A 20,290-nucleotide genomic window follows, 5' to 3' on the forward strand; every position below is an offset into this window, starting at 1 on the left:
GAAAAGTGTGTCGTCTGCCCATTATCCCCACTCAGCGAGTGCCTTGCCACCTATCAACGCTTGCGGGAAGTTATCCATAGACTCACAGAAAACCTGCACGAGCCTGTGGATAAACTATGGAAAGGTGTCGCAACGCTTGCTCTCATGGGGCTTTCGCACAGTTGATTAATTTTTAACCGCATTGTCATTAATGCTAATGCCTTAAGGCACTGTCATTAACACCATGTTTTATCAGTCTCTGCGGCTGACAGTGTCACATCAGCAAGGTAGAGTGCAGGCTTGCAACGCGGAAGGATGTCATGCAACCAATTCAAACCCTTGATGAGTTTTTTACCCGCAGCGGTGGCGAGGTTTCCCTTTACCATATGGGGCGCCATGTCGTCTCCTGCCCGCGGGAGTCACTTGCCGCCTTTGAAGGTGGCGAAATGGCCTGGCCAGAACCCTGGCAAGGCCAAGCGCGCTTAGCCATTGTGTTTCGCCTTGGCGATATGCCCGAACCGGCTATTTGGTTCTTAGCCTTGCCACTGGACGAGCAGGGAATGATTGCCCCCGCCCAGCGCGATGCGTTTTTAAACCGGCTGCTGGAAACACTGGGGCGCGCGGTTTCTAACGTGGGTCGTGAAGAAACAGCGGACGTGGATCACTTAATGAAGGATAATCCCCTCGCCTTCACGCCTAACGTCACCTTCCAAGCCATGCTCAATGCACGCGCCACCCATGCGCGTGGGCTACCCGCCAGCCAGCATTTTGAGCCGGTTGATGCCTACTTGAGCGGCCAGCAAGCGATCGATTGGCAGGCATTGGGGTTACAAGGGATTGCCGATTACGTCGTGAGAATGGAAACACTTGACGCTGAATCGCTCGCGCAGCGGTTGCCTGAACTGCCTACCGCCGTTATCCACTCCTTGTGCTACTGTTTAGAGCACCAGCCATTGCCACAGGCGTTAGTCGCGGCACTGCAGCGTCGTGGCGAAGCCGCTGCACAAGCGGGCGACATCGAAACGCTGTGTGCCTGTCTGCGCGCAGTGGGCAATACGGATGCATCAGAGGTGGGTAATTGGTACACGGCCTTACTTAACAACTCAGCGGCCTGTGGGCCGGATGTGCTCGCGGCAATAGCCGGGCGCGGCTGGGGCTATCTTGAAGACGCGCAGCGCCTGCCACTTTTTCTGCAACGCTTAGCAGAAGATGAGCGTAGCGATTTTGCCGCCGTAGTGCGTGATATTGCGTTAATACCACGACTACGCTTACCGGTCATGATGGCACTGCGGGATGCGCCTGCTGGCTCCGCAACCCAACGCCGTTTGACACTGATGATGTCACAGAGGAACGCTTGATCCGATGTCACTTTTAATTGCAAGGAGTGAGCCGTGAAGGAATTACCCTATCAGGCCAAAGCGGTCATTGGCCGCCGCGAGATGGTGACGCTACCTGAACTAGGGCTTCACCTATGCTGTAAAGCTGACACTGGCGCGCGAACATCTGCACTGCATGCAGAAGAGATAGAGACCGATGAAGATGACCATGGTCAACTGTGGGTTAGCTTTATCACCCATAGCGGAGGGCCAGACACGCCAGCGCATCGCTTCCGTTTGCACCTGCATGATCGACGCCGGGTCACCAGTTCCAACGGTCATAGCGAGTGGCGCTATGTTATACGTACCCCGATGCAGATGGGCGATTTGAATTTCCCCATTGAACTGACCCTTACTGACCGCAGCAATATGCGCCACCCGATGCTACTAGGCCGTAGTGCCATGCGCCGCCTCCTGGTGGCCCCCGGTGCCGCATTCTTGCACGGTGAGCCTTAACCCCTTATTAGTCGCTTCAATCTCAGCTCGGAGTCTCCTACATGCATATCGCTCTGCTGTCACGCAATCGCAATTTGTACTCTACCCGCCGCCTGGTTGAAGCCGCAGAGCAGCGTGGGCATACCGCCCGCGTGGTGGACACGCTGCGTTGCTATATGAGCATTACCTCGCACCACCCTTCGATCACTATAAAGGCCAAGAGATTGAGCCTTTCGATGCGGTGATCCCGCGCATTGGTTCATCGGTCACCTTTTACGGCTGTGCGGTGCTGCGCCAGTTTGAAATGATGGGCACCTACGTTATCAACGATAACGTCTCGATTACCCGTTCGCGGGATAAATTACGCTCACTGCAACTGCTGTCGCGTAAGGGGTTGGGGCTGCCAATTACCGGCTTTGCCCACTCCCCCGATGACATTCCCGACCTGATCACCATGGTCAAAGGTGCGCCGCTGGTCATTAAGCTGCTCGAAGGCACCCAGGGGATTGGTGTGGTATTGGCGGAAACCAACCAGGCCGCTGAATCCGTCATTCAAGCGTTCATGGCATGAAAGCCAATATCATGGTGCAGGAGTACATCAAAGAGGCGCGTGGCGCCGATATTCGCTGCTTCGTGATTGGCGATAAAGTGGTCGCTTCAATGAAGCGCCAGGCGGCGGACGGTGAGTTTCGCTCGAATCTACACCGCGGCGGCACCGCCACCGTGATCCGCATCACCCCTGAAGAACGTTCAACGGCGATCCGTGCAGCCAAAGCCATGGGCCTGCGCGTTGCCGGTGTCGATTTGCTACGCTCCAATCACGGCCCGGTGATTATGGAGGTTAACTCTTCGCCTGGTTTGCAGGGCATTGAGAACGCCACCGGCAAAGATATTGCGGGAATGATCATTGAGCACATTGAAAGAAACGCTTCACCAGCCCGTAAAGCACCGCCCAAGCCTAAAGGCTAAGGCAAAATATTAAAATAATCCGTTTCGGGGGTGGCAAATAGTCGCTGTCACCCCCACAATCTGCGTCACCGAAGGAGGTAGACGCTCATGTTTCTCGATAATCGCCAAGTGGCGATGGACAGCGTATTGGAAGCGCTGGCCGATAGCATTGATTATTTCCAAGACAATATTGAACGCCTGCGCCCGTCGCTGCGTGACGCTTTAAAGCCGCATTATGCTGCGCGGCTCAAGCAGATGCGCCAGCTGCAGGATCTGGCCCGTGCGCATTTAAAAATGCTGCCCCGGGATGCAGACGTTGAGCGCGATGATTTTTTATGGCTGTGGAGCCGTCTAAAAAGCTTTGTCGGCAACGATAGCCAAGTACTCATCAATGAGCTATTGGAGCAAGAGCGTGTATTAATGCAGGCGCTCTCCTCTCTGTATACCCACCCGTTACCCGATCCGATTGAACCGGTGGTAGAAGAGTGCATGCAGGGGTGCCGTAAGCTTATCCGCGAGCTGTATGCGCTGCAAAAGCGCAAACCCACCGCTAACGCCCTATAGACACGCTGCTAGGGGCTTGAAACTATCTATGGCAAGGGCTAATAAAAGAGCTATGGAGGGCTAAAGCGCTCGTTTAGTGATGGCAGAATAAGGTCTATGGGCGTCCGCCTGGGTAATTCGATGGGCTCAGGCGTACCGAGAAAATAGGGCTCCCTCCCCCATACATAGAGATCACCCAGGGTGGCTACGCGTGCTGCCCACTCGCGCAGCTTTAAACGCCACCCCACTGCTACGGTAGGATCATCCGCCACACAGCCAGTGACATCGATACCTAGCGCACGACCAATAAATACCGCGCGGGGAAGATGCCAGCTCTGGGTGATCAGCAGGGCTTTATCCAGCTGAAAAACGTCTCGGGCACGCGCTAGCGTGTCGTAGGTGCTAAAACCAGCAAAATCCATGGTCAGCTGTTCAGACGCGACACCGCGTCGATACAGCTCGCGCCACATTGCGCGCGGCTCGTTATACGCCTGGGTACGATTATCCCCAGAGAGCAAAAGATGCTCGACCTGAGCTTGCTCAATTAAAGTAGCAGCGGTTCGCATGCGCGCATGGAAGTGCGGGTTTCTCACCCCACTACGCGTCCAGTGAGACGTACCGAAGACAATCCCCACCTCTGCTGGACGACACTGCTGCGGCTGACGCTCAATGTAAGCGGCGGTCGTCGCGAGCACCCAAAAATTGCCGCCTATAAACAGCAATGTCGCCAGCAGCGACAGTGCTCCTAGCGACATTAATAAACGCTTTAGCCATTTCAACAAAAGGTTATGCATCCAGCTCCCCAGCCGGGGTTAGAACATGCCGAGTTCAAGCTTGGCCTCGTCACTCATCATGTCACGGCTCCAGGGCGGGCTGAAGACTATTTCGGTGTGAACCTTGCTGATCTGCGGCGCACCGAGGATCTTATTGCGCGCATCCGCCGCGATTACATCGCCCATCCCACACCCAGGGGCGGTCAGCGTCATGCGGATAGTTACCATACGCTCACCACTGATAAGGCGCTCGATACGGCAGCCGTAGACAAGCCCTAAGTCAACGATATTGACCGGTATCTCCGGGTCAAAGCAGGTGCGCAGTTGATCCCACACGAACTGCTCAATCTCTTCCTCGGTAGCCGTTTCGGGCAGCGTAGGACGCGGGAGCGACTCAAGCCCCAGGGCATCCAGGTTTTGCCCCTCAATCAAATAGAGGCGCCCCTCAAAACCGACGCTTACCGTACTGCCTTTCGCCTGCATAACGCTAACAACGCTATCTTCAGCCAGTGTTTCCGTACTGCCAAACGGAATGGCAATGGCTTCCACATCGCGCTGGAGCGGTAACTGTTGACCACGTTCGAGGCTGGCAACTTGCTCAAGATCCATAACTGTCCTTAAATGACGATTCCTAAAGAATCGACCTTAACGCACCATACCAATGACACGTTGGAGTGCTTCTACAAAGCGATCCACTTCATCGAGGGTATTATACGCCGCAAATGAAGCACGGCACGTCGCGTCGACCCCAAAATGATGCAACAAGGGCTGTGCGCAATGGTGGCCGGTACGAATAGCGACGCCGAGCTGATCGATCAGCAGGCCGATATCTTGCGAATGCGCCCCTTCCACAATAAAGGAAAGAACGGCCGCTTTATCCGGCGCAGTGCCTAAAATACGTAGACCATCGATTTGACCGACCGCCTGGGTAGCGTGATCGAGCAGTTGGCCTTCCCAGGCGCCGATGGCATCTATGCCAATGCTCTCCATCCACTCAAGCGCTCGACCCAGGGCAATGACCTCCGCAACAGCGGGCGTGCCCGCTTCAAACTTATGCGGAATAGCGGCAAAAGTGGTACCCGCATCAAAGGAGACCGTGCTGATCATCTCCCCGCCCCCTGCCAGGGCGGCATCGCTTCAAGCAGCGCCTGCTTGCCGTAGAGCACGCCAACGCCTGTCGGCCCATACACTTTGTGGCCAGAGAAGGCATAGATAGAAGTCAGCATCGATTGCCTGCACATCGACCACTTGGTGAGGTGCTGCCTGAGCACCATCAATCAGAATCAGCGCACCCTGCTGATGGGCAAGGGTTGCCATCTCTTGCACCGGGTTAATAGTTCCCAGGGCATTAGAGACATGGTTCACCGCCACCAGCTTAGTGCGCTCACTCAGCAGCGAGCGATAGGCAGCCATATCCAGCGCGCCGTTGGCCTCAACGGAATCACCTTAATGGTAAAACCAATCTCGGCGGCCAACAGCTGTGCCAGGGAACAATATTGGAGTGATGCTCCAACATCGAAATCAACACCTCTCGCCAGGTGCAAGATTTGCACGCCCCCAGCTATGCACGACCAGATTAATCGCTTCCGTGGTGCCGCGGGTAAAGATGATCTGACGCGCATCTTCCGCATTAAGGAACGCCTTAACCCGGTGGCGCGTGCCTTCAAACGCCGCCGTCGCCTCATCGGCGAGAGTATGCAGCCCGCGGTGAATATTGGCGTTATAGCGCGAGTAGTAATCGCTAAACACGTCAATCACCTGCTGAGGCGTTTGGCTAGTGGCCGCATTATCTAAATAGATCAGCGGCTTGCCGTGCACCTCACGGGCCAGCACCGGAAAGTCCTGGCGCAGGCGCATAACATCAAAGGTCGCTTGCGCAGGGCTTGTTTGCACAGTGCCTGTTTGAGAAGGGCTAGACGTTGGCTCAATAACGGAATGTGGCATCAGACGCTCCTGATTGGGTAGTGGCGCTAGTCGTTAAGTGAAACCGCCGCTTCGACAAGCCCGGCAAGGTTGAAGCGCTCTGGCAGCTTACCGGCGACCGCTAACTCAACGCGCTCGGCAATCGCATCCAGGGTGACTTTGTCCAACACCTCGCCAGCGAAAGCGAGCGTTAGCAGACCGCGAGCGGTGGCTTCATCGATACCGCGGGTACGCAGCGCATAAATCGCCTCTTCGTCTAGCTGGCCTGTAGTCGTGCCGTGTGAGCACTTAACGTCATCGGCGTAGATTTCAAGCTCAGGCTTGGCATCAATGTGGGCACGATCCGATAGCAGTAGGTTTTGGTTACTCTGAAAACCTTCGATCTTCTGGCTATCGCGCTTGACATAGACCTTGCCGTTAAACACCCCGTGGGCGCGATCATCCAGAATGCCCTTGTAGTTCTCATTGGAGAACGTCAGCGGCGCATTGTGGTTGACCTTGGTATGGTTGTCGACGTGTTGGCGACCCTGACCAAAGAACAGACCCAGGAAGTTGGTTTCAGCGCCCTGGCCGTTCAAGTCACTGATCAGGTCATTGCGCACCAGCGCACCGCCCAGGCTCAGGTTATAGGAGGTATAGCGCGTATCGCGTCCCTGCTCTACGTGAATGCTCGCCACGTGCAAATCACCCAACGGCGCTTCTTGCAGCTTGTAGTGGGCCAGTATCGCGCCCCGGTCTAGCATCAGCTCGCCAACCACGTTGGTGAAGTTCGTCGCTTCGCTTTCGCCTGTGTAGTGCTCGATCAGCGTCGCCTCGCTGCGGCCTCCTGCCTCCACCAGCACCCGCGGGTGACACATCACCGGCTGGCCTGCGCGGGACAGAAACTGCAGCAGAATGGGCTTCTCAACCACTGTTCCCGGTGCAATGCGAACCACTGCCCCTCTTCCATAAACGCCGTGTTTAGCGCGGCGAAGGGCGAAAAATCGACCCCGGTTAAGCGCCCAAGCGGGCCACCCACGGCTTCGTGGTTCTCTGCGAGCGCCTTGGAAAGCGGTAACACCTGAACGCTTGACGGCAGTGAATCCAAATCAGAGAGCGCCGATGAGAAAACACCATCCACGAAGGTCAGCCGGTAGGCATCAATCGGCAGCGTTAGCGCCGCAGCGGTGGCCGGAGAGAACTCAGCGTTGTCGGCTATTGCAAAGTTGCCCTGGGCAATCGAACGTACGTCGGTGTACTTCCACTCTTCATCGCGACGCGTAGGAAAACCCAGCGCCTCAAAACGTGCAGCACCCGCCTGGCGACGAGCAGCAATCCAGGTCGGTTCCGCTGTGTAGTTCGAGCTGCGCGCCTTCAGCGTGTCTAAAAAGGTTTGCGTATCGCTCATGCCACAGACTCCTCGATACCTTCGTACCCATTGGCTTCCAGCTGTTTGGCCAGCTCGGCATCACCGGTTTTGACAATACGGCCATCGACCAAGACGTGAACCTGGTCTGGCACGATGTAATCCAGCAGACGCTGGTAGTGGGTGACCAGTAGAATGGCGCGGTCTTCAGCGCGCAGGCTGTTGACACCATCGGCGACCACTTTCATGGCGTCGATATCCAGGCCGGAATCGATCTCATCGAGCATCGCGAGCTTCGGCTGAAGCACCAGCATCTGCAGGATCTCGTTACGTTTTTTCTCACCGCCAGAGAAGCCTTCGTTAACGGCGCGCTGTAGGAAGCTAGCGTCCATTTTCATGTAACCAAGCTTCTCTTTCACCAGCTTCATAAACTCTGGCGCTGGCATTTCGCCTTCGCCGCGGGCTACGCGCTGGGCATTAAGCGCAGACTTCAGCAGGTAAATGTTTTTAACCCCTGGAATCTCGACCGGGTACTGGAAACCCAACAGCAGGCCGGCCTGGGCGCGCTCTTCAATTTCCATTTCGAGCACATCCTTGCCATCGAAGGTAACCGTGCCCTGGGTGACTTCATAGCCATCTTTACCGGCAATCACCGCGGATAGCGTCGATTTACCCGCGCCGTTCGGCCCCATGATGGCGTGCACTTCACCCGCATTGATGGTCAGGGTGAGGCCTTTGAGGATTTCATTGCCTTCGACGGTGACGTGTAAATCTTTCACTTGCAACATATTGAATACCTTCTGATTCTGGCGAGTCGCCACGGCGACACTGATAAAATTGGGTGAACTGGACAACCAGCGATTAACCTACCGCGCCTTCCAGGGTGACGTTGAGCAGTGCTTCGGCTTCAACGGCAAACTCCATCGGCAGTTCCTGAAAGACATCCTTGCAGAAACCGTTAACGATCATGCTGACCGCGTCTTCTTCAGAGATACCGCGGCTCTGGCAGTAGAACAGCTGGTCTTCACCGATTTTCGAGGTCGTCGCTTCGTGCTCAATGGTCGCGGTGCTATTGCCAATTTCCTGATAAGGGAAAGTATGCGCACCGCACTTATCACCTATCAACAGCGAGTCACACTGGTGAAGTTACGCGCCCCTTTGGCCCGCGGGCCAATTTTCACCAGGCCGCGATAGGATTGGTCACTCCTGCCCGCTGAGATACCTTTAGCGACGATATACGAACGCGTGCCTTCGCCAATATGAATCATCTTGGTGCCGGTATCGGCCTGCTGGCGACCATTGGTAACGGCGACGGAGTAGAACTCGCCGATACTGTCTTTGCCGCGCAGTACGCAGGAGGGGTACTTCCAGGTAATCGCCGAGCCGGTTTCTACCTGCGTCCAGCTAATCCGTGAACGGTCACCACGGCAGTCACCGCGCTTGGTGACGAAGTTATAGATACCGCCTACGCCATTTTCATCACCGGGTACCAGTTCTGCACGGTGGAGTATTTGATATAGGCGTCGTCCAGAGCGACAAGCTCGACCACCGCGGCGTGAAGCTGGTTCTCATCGCGCATTGGAGCCGTACAGCCTTCCAGGTAAGAGACCTGGGCACGGCTTTCGCAAATAATCAGCGTGCGCTCAAACTGGCCAGTGTTGGCCGCGTTAATGCGGAAGTACGTAGACAGCTCCATCGGGCAAGTCACGCCTTCTGGTACAAACACAAAGGAGCCATCGGTAAACACCGCTGAGTTCAGCGCCGCAAAGTAGTTGTCCGCCACGGGAACCACGGTGCCCAAATACTGCTTGATCAGCTCTGGGTAGTCACGGATAGCTTCAGAGATAGAGCAGAAAATAACCCCTGCTTCGCCAAGCTGCTTTTTGAAGGTGGTGGCGACCGAAACGGAGTCAAACACCGCATCGACGGCAACACCTGCCAGCGCGGCGCGTTCGTGCAACGGAATACCCAGTTTCTCATAGGTTTCCAGCAGTTTGGGATCCACTTCATCCAGGCTTTGCGGGCGGTCTTCCGGGCGTTTCGGCGCACTGAAATAGGAGATCGATTGGTAATCGATCGGCGGATAGTCGAGATGCGCCCAGGAAGGGGCTTCCATCTTCAGCCACTGGCGGTAGGCATCCAGACGCCACTCCAGCATCCACTCCGGCTCGCCCTTCTTTTTGGAGATAAAGGCGATGGTGTTTTCATCCAGGCCAGGTGGCAGGGTGTCGCTCTCAATATCGGTTACAAAGCCATCTTTGTATTCGCGACGAACCAACTGTTCCATTTCTTCGCTTGCCATGGTGATACCCTCCGGCAGTTGGGTGGCGAGGTCATCGCCTTTAATAATAAATTAGGCCTGCTGTACTCGCGCCGCCGTTAGGCCGACGCCGCCGACAGGCTGATCGTTTGAATAGGCAGTTGTACTGGCAGCTTAATCGGCGCTGTATCAGCCAGATGCGCCAGGGTCACGCTCTCTAGCAGAGTACGCATTGCCAAGGAGACCCGCTGCCAGTTGTCTGCCACACCGCAGGTAGCCACAAGCTCACAATCGCCTTCTGCTTGGCTGCACTCGGTCATGGCGACGGGGCCTTCAATCGCCGCAATAATATCGGCGGCAGTAATCTGCGATGCGGGCCGGGCCAGGCGGTAACCGCCTTGGGCGCCACGCTGAGAAACCAGCAGCCCTGCCCGCACTAGCATTTTGAGCGTTTTACTCACCGTCGGATGGGGCAACTGCACGGCCTCTGCTAACTCTGCCGCTGCATGCGACGCCTGGGAATGGCGGGCAATTTGCGCCATGACCACCGCGGCATAGTCTGTCAGCCGAGAAAGCTTAAGCATGTCGACTCCCTTTATGTCATCAGTACGCAGCAAATCAAATGGTCGCCACGTCAATTGAGTACCATTTTAGTCCTGTATAAATTTGATGTGAAGCCCCTGAGCAAAATGGATAGCAATTTACGCAAAATATCGGCACGTTCGGCGCTGATAGCATCAAAAACAACAATCATTATCATTTAGGAAAGCTATCATCAGTCATTCTTTGCTTTATGGCTTTACACTTAATGATGGCGTCTGGTAATTTCGGCTAGGTATCAGATGCCATCATTGTGGATGGCAAATGCTATTCGAGGTGACGACATGGATTCAGCAGTAAATAACATGGTAAGTGCATCAATGGCGCTTCAGCAGGTGCAGATAAGCCAACAGGCCCAGCTTAGCGTTTTTAAACAAGCGTTAGATGGCAGTGCATCACAGATTGCCGCGCTGATGGAGAGTGTTTCGATGGATCCGCAACTGGCCACCAGTGGCAGCGTAGGTACGCAGATTAATACGACTGCGTAATAAACGTTAGGCTAGATAAATCAATAGCCCCCCTGGTCAATGCCAGGGGGCTATTTTTTTAACGATCTGCTTTAGCGCTAGGCTTTCTTAACAAATTCGGATTTAAGCTTCATCGGGCCGATACCGTCAATTTTACAGTCGATATCGTGGTCGCCTTCAACTAAGCGAATGCTTTTCACTTTGGTACCCACTTTAACCACCAGTGAACTGCCCTTAACCTTCAAGTCCTTGATCACCGTTACGCTATCACCGTCGGCGAGCATATTGCCGTTGGCATCGCGCACGCCTGAAGCGTCATCAGCGCCCTCTTCTTCTGCCACTTTTGACCACTCATGGCCGCACTCTGGGCAGACATATTGCAGACCATCATCGTAGCTAAACTCAGAGGCACAGGCAGGACAGTTAGGCAAATCACTCATCAGTCGGCTCCATCACCACAGTTAGAAAGCGATGGAGCCTACACGGTTACGCAAAATGTCCAGCCAGAGGCTAGATCAATCGCGCTGGTAAGTACCCACCAAACGGTTCATTCCCAGCAGGTGAGGCTCTACTTCTTTGAGCAGTTCAGCCAGCGTGAGCCCTTCAGGGAGCGAGGTTTGATGATCCAGCGCCAGCACCCAGAAATAATAAAGATGCTTGCCGTGCCCTTCTGGCGGCATCGGGCCACAATAGCCAGTACCACCTTTATCATTTGCACCGACGGTGCCCGCCGCCGTCTTTTCAGTTAATTCCTGAATATCGCCGGGTAGGTTATAGAGCACCCAGTGGACAAAGCCATAGCTACCGTCTTTGACCAACGGCGCGTCCGGGTCGTGACAGATCACCGCAAACCCTTGGGTTCCCTCGGGAGCGTATTGCCAAGCAAGTGCTGGCGAAACATCCTCACCTTCCCCGGTGTGCTTGGCAGGGATCGCCTGATGGTCAGCAAACGCCAAGCTGGTAACCTGCATTGATGAAAGTGCAAATGTCATGTTTTATCTCCTTGGTTTTATCTAATATGCCTTTCGCTCCTAGTCTCACAACTCCACCGGCCTTGTTTCTTCAGGCGGCGCTTAACCCAGGCATCATAAAGCGCCCGCAAGCCCGATTTAATGCCCGGTAGACCAATGATCCAGGCAGCCGGCGCCAACAGGGGAATACGCTTCATTAATAAACGGTAAGCATCGATCCCCTCCACCAATTGCCCAGATGCTGTTTCGATATGCAGAGAACGCAGCGCCATGTCGGGATCGACGCCCTTTTGCTGTAGCGCCTGGTGATGTTCACTCACATCAAGCCAAGCGATATCAGCGGCATGCCGCCCCGACCAGCGCTCATAGCGGCGGCGCTCTTTACGACACAGCGGGCACTTCGCATCGTAAAAGACATTGATAGAAGTCTTGTTGGGCATATAGGCTCTCTACTTAAAGTCACTGAAGCAGTGTGGCATTTCCAGCACTGGTCGCAAACTTTTAGATATTTACTGCTTACTTAGGCTACGGCTATGACATCTGAGTTCAAAAAACAGCTATTAATTGTTGCCCATGCCCCTTCGACAATATACGCGCCTACTGCGCGATGCGGCCTTCCAGGGTGCTAGCCATTCCGACCTTGAACAGATGCACTGCGTGGTAAAAGCGCCCTGGAAGCCGGCCCAGACGACGTGCTGGCCTGCGACGCGATTCTGCTCGGCACCACGGAAAACCTGGGGTATATGAGCGGCGCCCTCAAGGATTTTTTGATCGGAGCTACTATTCTGTCATTGAAAAGAAACAGGGATTACCCTGCGCGCTCTATATTCGCGCAGGGCACGATGGCACGGGCACCCAACGCGCAGTAGAAAGCATCGTCACTGGCTTACGCTGGCGATGGGTACAGCCACCGCTCATTTTGCGCGGCGAGTGGCAGCCCTCATTTGTAGATCAGGTAGAAGAACTCAGCATGACCCTAGCGTTTAGTGTTGAGAGTGGCATTGTTTGAAAGTGACATGGTTTGAGAGTGATATTGTATAACCTCGCCCAGCCTGCCTTACTGTAGATAAGCATTTCGTGCCCATTGTGCGATTAAAGGGCGGCAGTACTTGCTTGAATTTACTGCTGTGACTTAGCGCACGTACATTAGGTAGCCATTATGCATAAAGTCATTGCTTTCTATGATGATCGGGTGCTCGCTCACGAGCCCAATATTGACGCCGACTTTCTACCTCAACGGATCGATAAGCGCATTCGACATCTACTTGCAGGGCTCCCTGTGCCGTGGAAATACCCCGAGCACCCCGGCCGCTTGAAAGCCATTCAGCACCTGCTTGAGAAAGCGCCCATTGCGGGCCTGCACATTGAAGGTGGCAAAGCAGCCACCCATGAACAACTCGCTAGGGTGCATACCACTTCCTATCTAAGCGATATTTTTAGCCTGCGCGGGAAAAATGCCTGGTTGGATGTGGATACCACAGCGGTCTCACCGGGTAGCGTCGATGCCGCCGAAGTCGCCGCGGGAACGGCCATTGCCGCAGTAGAAGCGGTCATGGAGAAGCGCGCTAAAAGTGCCTTTGCACTTGTGCGCCCGCCAGGGCACCACGCAGAGCCCGTTCGCGCCCGTGGCTTTTGTTTATTCAACAATGTAGCGGTCGCCGCAGCCCATGCGCGCAGTGCGCTGGGTTGTGAGAGAGTGCTGATTGTTGATTGGGACGCCCATCACGGCAACGGCACCCAGGATATTTTTTGGGCAGAGCCGGACGTGATGTTTTTCGATATTCACCGCGCGGCGCCCTTCTATCCCGGCTCAGGTCACCTGGAAGAGGTGGGAGCCGGTTTAGCTGAAGGCACCACGATTAATGTTCCGTTACCGGCTGGCGCTGGCGACGAAGCGTATCTCAAGGCATTTCGTGACATTCTTGCTCCGGCCGCAGCGTGGTTTAAGCCCGACATTATTTTAGTCTCGGCAGGATTTGACCCCCCTGGCACGATTTAGCCTTAAACGTTTCCTATGAGGGTTTTGGCGCACTGACCGGTTTCTTGCAGCAACTGGCCGAACAACACTGCGATGACCGTTTGGTGTTCGTATTAGAGGGCGGCTACAACCTGGAGTCACTGTCCAACGGCACTAGAGCCGTACTTGCAGTATTAGCGGGCAACACCGTGCCTGTGCCCGATAACTGCGGTATTGCGGAAGTCCAAGCCGCGGCGGATTTCCACCGCACGGCTTTTCAAGCCGAATAGCATTTTCTGAATAGGAGCTTTGCAAATAAAAACGGCACCTCGCTGAAACTGCACCCCAAAAGTTGGACGCTCATCCAACGATTGGGGTGTTTTTCATGACGAAACATAATGAAGCGTTCAAGTTACTAGTAGTGCAACGCTACGCAGAAGGACAGCAGGGTTACAAGAGTCTGGCCAGACAGTACGGTCTTGGCCCTACAACCGTCAGGCGTTGGGTTAAACACTTTGAACAGCATGGTCTAAGTGGCTTGCAGAAAAAGTTCACCCACTACAGCGCTGAGTTCAAATTAGCGGTGTTGCAACAGATGAGGCAAGAGGAGCTATCAGCCTTACAAGCGACGACTCTGTTCGATATTCGAGGTGGTACGAGCGTCGTACGGCAGTGGGAAAGCCAGTATCATGAAGGAGGCTTCCAAGCGTTGGAGCCTAAAGCCCGAGGACGTCCGACGAAGATGCCTACAACAGAGCCCCCAAAGCCCCCACTTCCACTGACGGATAAGAGCTCGCTGGAGCAGCTGCTCCAAGAGAATGAGTACTTGCGTGCTGAGGTGGCCTACCTAAAAAAGTTGAGGGCCTTGCGTCAGGCAAAAGAACAAGCCGCGCAGAAAAAGCGCAGATAGTCCTTGAGCTGAAGCAAGGCCACCCTTTGGCGGTGCTGCTAAAAGTAGCAGAATTGTCGCGTAGTACGTTCTATTATCAGGCAAGGGCTCAGCAGTTGGAAGATCGGCATGCTGGTCTGAAGCGACGCATTCACGTCCTCTACGAGCATCACAAAGGCCGCTACGGTTATCGCCGAATCACAGCAGCGTTGCGTCAGTCGGGCGAGCAGGTCAACCATAAGACAGTCCAGCGCCTAATGCAGCATCTAGGCTTGAAGTCGCTGGTACGCCCGAAGAAATACCGCTCCTATCGTGGACAACAGGCCAGTGTTCCCAATCTTCTTGCCCGCCAGTTTCATGCTGAACGACCCAACCAAAAGTGGGTAACCGACGTCACGGAGTTTAATATCCGAGGCGAAAAGCTGTACTTGTCGCCTGTGATGGATCTCTACAACGGGGAAATCGTGTCCTACTCAATGCAGAAACAGCCGCAGTACTCGCTGGTAGGGGGATGCTCAAGAAAGCCTTGGCTAAGTTGGCCGACCAAGACGCGCCTTTACTGCATTCTGATCAAGGCTGGCAATATCAGATGTCAGCTTACCGGCGTAAGCTCAGCGAGCATGGCGTGATTCAGAGCATGTCACGTAAAGGCAATTGCCTGGATAATGCCGCAATGGAGAGCTTCTTTGGTACGCTGAAGTCAGAATATTTTTACCTGAACCGCTTTGACACCATTGAGCAATTACAGGCGGGCATTCGGCACTATATCCATTACTACAATCACGAGCGGATTAAGACCAAATTAAAAGGCCTGAGTCCGGTGCAGTACCGAAATCAGGCCTTGGCTGCTTAGTTTTTCACTGTCCAAGTTTATGGGGTCAGTTCACGCAGATGCCGTTTTGTGGTGCTGATTGATAGCAATAGCGCGAGGTGGTTATTTCAAGCGCTCAAACACTGTCGCAACGCCCTGCCCCATGCCAATACACATGGTGGCTAAACCCAGGGTGGTATCGCGCTGCTGCATAACGTTCAACAGCGTTGTGCAGATACGTGACCCCGAGCAGCCCAGCGGATGCCCCAGAGCGATTGCACCGCCATTGAGGTTAACCTTGTCGTCCATCGCATCCAGGAAGCCGAGATCTTTCAGCACCGGAATACCCTGCGCCGCGAAGGCTTCGTTGAGTTCAACGGTTTGGATATCCGCCGCGGAAAGACCGGCGATTTTCAGCGCTTTCTTAGACGCGGGTACCGGGCCGTAGCCCATGATCGACGCATCACAACCCGCGACGCCTGTAGAGAGCACCTTCGCAATAGGCTCTAAGCCCAGCGCTTGAGCGCGCTCGTAGCTCATCACTGCCATTGCCGAGGCACCCACGGAGAGCGCCGAGGAGGTACCCGCCGTGACCGTACCGTTGCGCGGGTCAAACACCGGCTTCAGATTCGCCATAGACTCCAGGCTAGCGTCACCGCGAATCACTTCGTCACGCTGAACCATGACTCTAAAGCCGCGTTGATCGTGGCCTTCGACGCCGATAATTTCGTTATCGAAGTAGCCCTTCTCCATGGCCGCCTGGGCGCGCTGGTGAGAGCGTACGCCGAATTTATCCTGCTCTTCCCGGGAAACGCCGTGCATTTTACCCAGCAGTTCAGCGGTTAGGCCCATCATCATTGCTGCTTTAGCAGCGTATTTGCTGGCCGCCGGGTTAACGTCAACGCCGTGAGCCATGGGTACGTGCTCCATGTGCTCAACGCCGCCGATGATAAAGAAGTCGCCCATACCCGCTTTGATATTGGCGGCGGCGATATGCAGCGCCGTCATTGAAGAGCCACACAGACGGTTAACGGTTTGCGCGGGCACCGAGCGTGGAATACCGGTCATAATCGCCGCATTACGAGCAATGTTCATCGACTGCTCGAGCGTTTGGTTCACACAGCCCCAGATCACATCATCCACTTCAGAAGGATCTAGATTAGGATTGCGAGTAAACAGCGCCTGCATAGCCGCAGCAGACAGATTTTCTGCACGAACGTTACGAAAAGCACCATTTTTGGCTTTCGCCATGGCGGTACGAACACCGTCTACCACCACAATGTCTCTCGGATTCAAACTCATCTTATATCTCCTTGTGCGTGGTGGTTAGGCCTGGGTGGCAGAGTTGTCACTGGAATAGAATTGCTCGTTGTTCTGAGCCATCTGACGCAGCTTGTCGGTGGGCGCGTATAGCGGGCCCAACTCCTCGGCTAGCCCTTCCGCCAGCTTGACGAACTCTGCAACGCCCATGGCGTCGATGTAGCGCAGCGCACCACCCCGGAACGGCGGGAAACCAATACCATAGATCAACGCCATATCGGCTTCGGCTGGCGTGGCCACAATGCCATCTTCCAGGCAGCGCACGGTTTCCAAGCAGAGTGGTACCATCATGCGAGCGATAATATCCTCGTCGGAAAACTCTTTATGCTCTTTCACCACCTCTTTAACTAAAGCGTAAGCCGCTTCGTCGGTGACTTTCTTCGGCTTACCCTTCTTGTCCTCTTCGTAGGCGTAAAAGCCCTTGTCGTTCTTCTGGCCTAAACGGTCGTTGTCATACATGACTTGAATGGCGGTTTTACCGTCGCGAGCCATACGATCAGGGAAGCCTTCCGCCATTACTTCATTGGCGTGAACGGCGGTATCCAGGCCGACCACGTCCAGCAGGTAAGCCGGGCCCATGGGCCAGCCAAACTTCTCCATCACTTTATCAACGTGCTGGAAGTCAGCACCCTGCTCAACCAAGAAGCTAAAGCCGCCAAAGTAGGGGAAAAGTACCCGGTTGACCAAGAAGCCTGGGCAGTCGTTAACCACAATCGGCGTTTTGCCCATTGCTCTGGCGTAGGCCACGGTGGCGGCAACGGCGGCATCAGAGGTCTTCTCACCACGGATGACTTCTACCAGCGGCATGCGGTGCACGGGGTTGAAGAAGTGCATGCCGCAGAAGTTTTCAGGCCGCTTTAGGTTTTGCGCCAAGCGGTTGATGGAAATCGTCGATGTGTTCGAGGTGAGAATGGTATTTTCGCTCACCATACCTTCCACTTCGGTAAGCACGGCGTCTTTGACTTTGGGGTTTTCAACCACCGCTTCGACGACGAGATCGACGTTGCCAAAATCTCCGTAGGAGAGCGTCGGACGAATATTAGTCAGCTTCTCCGCCATCTGCTCGGTGGTCAGCTTTTTGCGCTCCACCTGTTTGGCAAATAGCTTACGGGCTTCTTTCAGGCCCAGTTCAATGGCGTCATCCTTGATATCTTTCATCAGAATCGGCGTGCCTTTAGAGGCACTCTGATAAGCGATACCACCACCCATGATACCCGCACCCAGCACGGCCGTTTGCTTCACCGGCTGCGCCTGCTTCTCATACTTGCTGGCTTTTTTCTTGACCACTTGGTCGTTCAAGAACAGACCCACCAAGTTGAACGCCACGCTGCTGAGTGCCAGCTTGGCGAAGGCTTTGGCTTCAATCGCCTGGGCACGGCCACGTTCTTCGCCAGCGCCTTTCTGAATCACTTTGATCGCTTCTACCGGCGCCGGATAATGAGGCCCCGCTTTACCGGCGACATAGCCTTTCGCCGTTTCAAACGCCATCATCTGCTCAATCGGGTTGAGCTTCAGCGGGCTGGTCTTTTCAGCACGACGGGCCTGGTAATCCAGCTCACCGGCATTGGCACGGTCAAGAATATCCAGCGCGGCCTCTTCCAGCTGTTCGTCCGTCACCACCGCGTCGACGGCGCCCACTTTTAGCGCGGCATCGGCACGGTTTTCGGTACCACCGGCAATCCACTCGATGGCATTATCGGCGCCAATAATGCGCGGCAGGCGTACACAACCGCCCCACCCGGGCAGAATGCCGAGCTTGGTTTCTGGCAGTCCGATCTTGGCTTTCTCGCCCATCACGCGAAAATCAGTGGTCAGCAATACTTCGCAGCCGCCACCCAGTGCCAGACCATTGATCGCCGTTACGGTAGGGAACGGCAGATCTTCAATAGCGTTAAAAATATCGTGAACCTTGAGATTCATCTCCTCAAGGTAGGCTTCGCCTTTATCAAATAGACTGTGAAACTCGGTGATATCGGCGCCCACGATAAACACATCTTTCCCGCTCGCAATAAGTAAACCTTTTAAGCTATTTTCAGCTTGAATGGCTTTTACTGCTTCGCTCAGCTCTGCGACCACCGCGCTGGAAAGCTTGTTGACGGACTCATCTTTCAGATCGAAAGTGAGCATTGCGATATCATTGCCACTCGGGGTGTCACGACGTGTCACCGTGATGGCGTTGCCTTGATAGATCATCCGCGCTCTCTCCACATTTTCGGGCTGGCTCTGAAAAGAGAACCCGCCACATTTCTCATACGGCTTCCACACGACTTTCATACGGTCGTTTGATTGCCTTAGCTTGGTTGAGTTGCCTGATAACGTCAAGCCCAGACTTTTGGCTAATTTACTCATTTAGTGAGACCAGCGCTCTCCGGCATCCGTTCATAGAGCGCCGTCTGAGTGAATGTAACCGATCCCGCCAGAAGCATGGATTTGCAGTAGATCAGCGTTAAGCCTGACAGCCTGTTAGAATCGCGCTTCCTTTTACTTTGCAGGTTATCTTGTTATGAGCGCACTGCTCACGCCTTCACGTATTGAAGCCATTCAGCAGCGAATTGAACGCATTGTCGAACGCCTCAAGCCCTGGAGCTGGCTTTGGCCACCAATGGCCTTTGCTGCCGGGCTAAGCAGCTTCTTTTTAGTTGATCGCCAGCAGTGGTTAGGCGCAGCGCTGGCGCTGGGATTACTGTTTGCCTGGACGCTACTGCTTTCGGAAGGCTTGATCAGCCGCTGGTTGTCGCGCCGGGGTCACCCCACGCCACCCCGGGGCGTAACCACTTTTATTGCCCAGATGATTCACCAGGAGACACTTTTCTTCACCCTGCCGTTTATCTTAGTCACCACGGTGTGGAATAGCGGGCAAACGCTGTTTGCGCTGCTGGTGGGCGGCATGGCAATACTGTCGATTATCGATCCGCTCTACTTCAAAGTCGCGGAGCGCTGGCGCAGTCTCTATTTCGTCTTTCATGCCCAGTGTGTCTTCCTGGTACTACTGGTCACACTCCCCATCATGGTGCACCTTACCACCGGCCAGAGCCTGCTACTGGCCCTGGGGATCACCATTTTGGTGGCCTTGCCAAGTTTTTGGCACTTGCTTAAGCAGCGCTCGCTCAAACGCTGGTGCGCTTTTTTTGTGTTGACGCTGCTACTCGCCTATGGAGCTTGGCTGGACGTATATGGGTACCGCCTGCCAGTCTCTGGATGACCAGTAGCGCGCTCTCTCCTGGTTTTAATGTTGAGCAGCGCCTGCCTCAAGGCTCGATGGCGTTAACGCCACAAGCCATCAGCGAAAATGGCCTTTATGTTTACACGCTATTCGGGCACCGCGGGGATTAAGTGAAACTATTACCCATGCCTGGCATCACAATGGTGTGCCAATGGATGTTGTGGAGCTTAATATCGACGGTGGACGCGAGCAGGGTTACCGCGCATGGAGCCACAAGCAAAACTTTCCCGAAGACCCTACTGGCGATTGGCGCATGATATCATGACAGGTACGGGCCAGCGCTTGGGATTATACGTTTTGAGGTCTCAGACGATGCTCAGCAAGCCACGCTGGCAGATGGAGAGATACGCGCCAGTGGTCTAAGTGGATTAAACTTACGGCGGTTTGTGCGGGTAGCCCTAACGATGAAGAGGCGCGACCGAAGATTGAAGGGTTAAGCGCCTTGCATTCAGCGGCGTAGCTTATGACAA

The 20,290-nt window shown here is 54.7% G+C and carries 13 protein-coding genes and 9 pseudogenes; 9 read left to right on the top strand and 13 right to left on the bottom strand.

What is annotated here, in order from left to right:
* Nucleotides 1-299: 299 nt before the first annotated feature.
* From FDY98_RS21315 to FDY98_RS21330, 4 genes and pseudogenes are all read left to right on the top strand, one after another.
* Nucleotides 300-1,337, top strand: coding sequence for a DUF3549 family protein (locus FDY98_RS21315; protein WP_009287109.1), 1,038 nt, complete (start codon nt 300-302; stop codon nt 1,335-1,337).
* Between the two features lie 33 nt (nt 1,338-1,370).
* Nucleotides 1,371-1,811 carry an ATP-dependent zinc protease family protein gene (locus tag FDY98_RS21320; RefSeq protein ID WP_009287110.1) on the top strand — a complete coding sequence of 147 codons (441 nt, stop codon included), beginning with the start codon at nt 1,371-1,373 and terminating at the stop codon, nt 1,809-1,811.
* Between the two features lie 41 nt (nt 1,812-1,852).
* A pseudogene (gene rimK, locus FDY98_RS21325) lies at nt 1,853-2,759 on the top strand (30S ribosomal protein S6--L-glutamate ligase).
* An 87-nt stretch (nt 2,760-2,846) separates the two neighbouring features.
* Complete coding sequence (locus tag FDY98_RS21330) at nt 2,847-3,302, top strand: hypothetical protein (protein ID WP_155706167.1); 456 nt, start codon at nt 2,847-2,849, stop codon at nt 3,300-3,302.
* A 50-nt stretch (nt 3,303-3,352) separates the two neighbouring features.
* Here the strand turns inward: FDY98_RS21330 and FDY98_RS21335 are convergent, their stop codons facing one another.
* The 8 genes and pseudogenes from FDY98_RS21335 to FDY98_RS21365 all read right to left on the bottom strand — a co-directional run bounded on the left by FDY98_RS21335 (nt 3,353) and on the right by FDY98_RS21365 (nt 10,166).
* A complete protein-coding gene (locus FDY98_RS21335; RefSeq protein ID WP_009287113.1) occupies nt 3,353-4,075 on the bottom strand; it encodes a SanA/YdcF family protein in 723 nt (240 codons plus the stop codon).
* Nucleotides 4,076-4,093: 18 nt separating this feature from the next.
* The gene (gene sufT / locus FDY98_RS21340) at nt 4,094-4,663 is read right to left on the bottom strand and encodes a putative Fe-S cluster assembly protein SufT (protein WP_009287114.1); all 570 of its coding nucleotides are present in this window, start codon (nt 4,661-4,663) and stop codon (nt 4,094-4,096) included.
* Between the two features lie 36 nt (nt 4,664-4,699).
* Nucleotides 4,700-5,295: pseudogene (locus FDY98_RS29765) on the bottom strand (aminotransferase class V-fold PLP-dependent enzyme).
* Nucleotides 5,192-5,998 (bottom strand): annotated as a pseudogene (locus FDY98_RS29770) (aminotransferase class V-fold PLP-dependent enzyme). The pseudogenes FDY98_RS29765 and FDY98_RS29770 overlap by 104 nt, the downstream one beginning before the upstream one ends.
* Nucleotides 5,999-6,024: 26 nt before the next feature.
* Nucleotides 6,025-7,364 (bottom strand): annotated as a pseudogene (gene sufD, locus FDY98_RS21350) (Fe-S cluster assembly protein SufD).
* Nucleotides 7,361-8,110 carry a Fe-S cluster assembly ATPase SufC gene (gene sufC, locus FDY98_RS21355; protein ID WP_027958666.1) on the bottom strand — a complete coding sequence of 250 codons (750 nt, stop codon included), beginning with the start codon at nt 8,108-8,110 and terminating at the stop codon, nt 7,361-7,363. The pseudogene sufD and the gene sufC overlap by 4 nt, the downstream one beginning before the upstream one ends.
* Nucleotides 8,111-8,183: 73 nt before the next feature.
* Nucleotides 8,184-9,624, bottom strand: a pseudogene (sufB, locus tag FDY98_RS21360) (Fe-S cluster assembly protein SufB).
* Between the two features lie 77 nt (nt 9,625-9,701).
* On the bottom strand, nt 9,702-10,166 hold the full coding sequence (locus tag FDY98_RS21365; RefSeq protein ID WP_022522974.1) for an SUF system Fe-S cluster assembly regulator: 465 nt from the start codon (nt 10,164-10,166) through the stop codon (nt 9,702-9,704).
* A 300-nt stretch (nt 10,167-10,466) separates the two neighbouring features.
* Here FDY98_RS21365 and FDY98_RS21370 point away from each other — a divergent pair, with 300 nt between their 5' ends.
* Nucleotides 10,467-10,670: a putative motility protein gene (locus FDY98_RS21370; RefSeq protein ID WP_027958665.1), complete on the top strand. Its 204-nt coding sequence runs from the start codon at nt 10,467-10,469 to the stop codon at nt 10,668-10,670.
* A 77-nt stretch (nt 10,671-10,747) separates the two neighbouring features.
* On the opposite strand, the gene FDY98_RS21375 is transcribed toward FDY98_RS21370, so the two are convergent.
* From FDY98_RS21375 to FDY98_RS21385, 3 genes are all read right to left on the bottom strand, one after another.
* Nucleotides 10,748-11,089, bottom strand: a complete 342-nt coding sequence (locus FDY98_RS21375; RefSeq protein ID WP_022522972.1) for a zinc ribbon domain-containing protein YjdM — start codon at nt 11,087-11,089, stop codon at nt 10,748-10,750.
* 75 nt (nt 11,090-11,164) lie between these two features.
* Entirely contained in the window at nt 11,165-11,641 is a 477-nt protein-coding gene (locus FDY98_RS21380) for a YbhB/YbcL family Raf kinase inhibitor-like protein (RefSeq protein ID WP_009287120.1), read from the bottom strand.
* Between the two features lie 17 nt (nt 11,642-11,658).
* Nucleotides 11,659-12,060 carry a thiol-disulfide oxidoreductase DCC family protein gene (locus tag FDY98_RS21385; protein ID WP_009287121.1) on the bottom strand — a complete coding sequence of 134 codons (402 nt, stop codon included), beginning with the start codon at nt 12,058-12,060 and terminating at the stop codon, nt 11,659-11,661.
* Between the two features lie 93 nt (nt 12,061-12,153).
* Here FDY98_RS21385 and FDY98_RS28795 point away from each other — a divergent pair.
* The 3 pseudogenes from FDY98_RS28795 (at nt 12,154) to FDY98_RS21395 (ending at nt 15,319) form a co-directional block, all read left to right on the top strand.
* Nucleotides 12,154-12,629: pseudogene (locus FDY98_RS28795) on the top strand (flavodoxin family protein).
* Between the two features lie 150 nt (nt 12,630-12,779).
* Nucleotides 12,780-13,867: pseudogene (locus FDY98_RS21390) on the top strand (histone deacetylase family protein).
* A gap of 95 nt (nt 13,868-13,962) precedes the next feature.
* Nucleotides 13,963-15,319: pseudogene (locus tag FDY98_RS21395) on the top strand (IS3 family transposase).
* A gap of 81 nt (nt 15,320-15,400) precedes the next feature.
* On the opposite strand, the gene fadA reads toward FDY98_RS21395, so the two are convergent.
* Nucleotides 15,401-16,579 (bottom strand): acetyl-CoA C-acyltransferase FadA, encoded by a 1,179-nt coding sequence (fadA, locus tag FDY98_RS21400; protein WP_027958890.1) that lies wholly within the window; start codon nt 16,577-16,579, stop codon nt 15,401-15,403.
* 24 nt (nt 16,580-16,603) lie between these two features.
* The gene (fadB, locus tag FDY98_RS21405; RefSeq protein ID WP_027958889.1) at nt 16,604-18,790 is read right to left on the bottom strand and encodes a fatty acid oxidation complex subunit alpha FadB; all 2,187 of its coding nucleotides are present in this window, start codon (nt 18,788-18,790) and stop codon (nt 16,604-16,606) included.
* Between the two features lie 310 nt (nt 18,791-19,100).
* Between fadB and FDY98_RS21410 the strand changes: the two are divergent.
* Nucleotides 19,101-20,280: pseudogene (locus FDY98_RS21410) on the top strand (DUF5924 family protein).
* Nucleotides 20,281-20,290: the final 10 nt, after the last annotated feature.

Origin of the sequence: Halomonas sp. PA16-9, assembly GCF_009728585.1 — a bacterium.
GTDB classification, from domain to species: Bacteria; Pseudomonadota; Gammaproteobacteria; order Pseudomonadales; family Halomonadaceae; genus Vreelandella; species Vreelandella titanicae.

Coding starts and splice junctions, on each gene's coding strand:
- FDY98_RS21330 (WP_155706167.1), top strand. CDS start 2,847: ATGTTTCTCGATAATCGCCAAGTGGCGATGGACAGCGTATTGGAAGCG.
- FDY98_RS21365 (WP_022522974.1), bottom strand. CDS start 10,166: ATGCTTAAGCTTTCTCGGCTGACAGACTATGCCGCGGTGGTCATGGCG.
- fadB (WP_027958889.1), bottom strand. CDS start 18,790: ATGATCTATCAAGGCAACGCCATCACGGTGACACGTCGTGACACCCCG.
- FDY98_RS21370 (WP_027958665.1), top strand. CDS start 10,467: ATGGATTCAGCAGTAAATAACATGGTAAGTGCATCAATGGCGCTTCAG.
- FDY98_RS21335 (WP_009287113.1), bottom strand. CDS start 4,075: ATGCATAACCTTTTGTTGAAATGGCTAAAGCGTTTATTAATGTCGCTA.
- FDY98_RS21385 (WP_009287121.1), bottom strand. CDS start 12,060: ATGCCCAACAAGACTTCTATCAATGTCTTTTACGATGCGAAGTGCCCG.
- sufT (WP_009287114.1), bottom strand. CDS start 4,663: ATGGATCTTGAGCAAGTTGCCAGCCTCGAACGTGGTCAACAGTTACCG.
- FDY98_RS21315 (WP_009287109.1), top strand. CDS start 300: ATGCAACCAATTCAAACCCTTGATGAGTTTTTTACCCGCAGCGGTGGC.
- sufC (WP_027958666.1), bottom strand. CDS start 8,110: ATGTTGCAAGTGAAAGATTTACACGTCACCGTCGAAGGCAATGAAATC.
- fadA (WP_027958890.1), bottom strand. CDS start 16,579: ATGAGTTTGAATCCGAGAGACATTGTGGTGGTAGACGGTGTTCGTACC.
- FDY98_RS21375 (WP_022522972.1), bottom strand. CDS start 11,089: ATGAGTGATTTGCCTAACTGTCCTGCCTGTGCCTCTGAGTTTAGCTAC.
- FDY98_RS21380 (WP_009287120.1), bottom strand. CDS start 11,641: ATGACATTTGCACTTTCATCAATGCAGGTTACCAGCTTGGCGTTTGCT.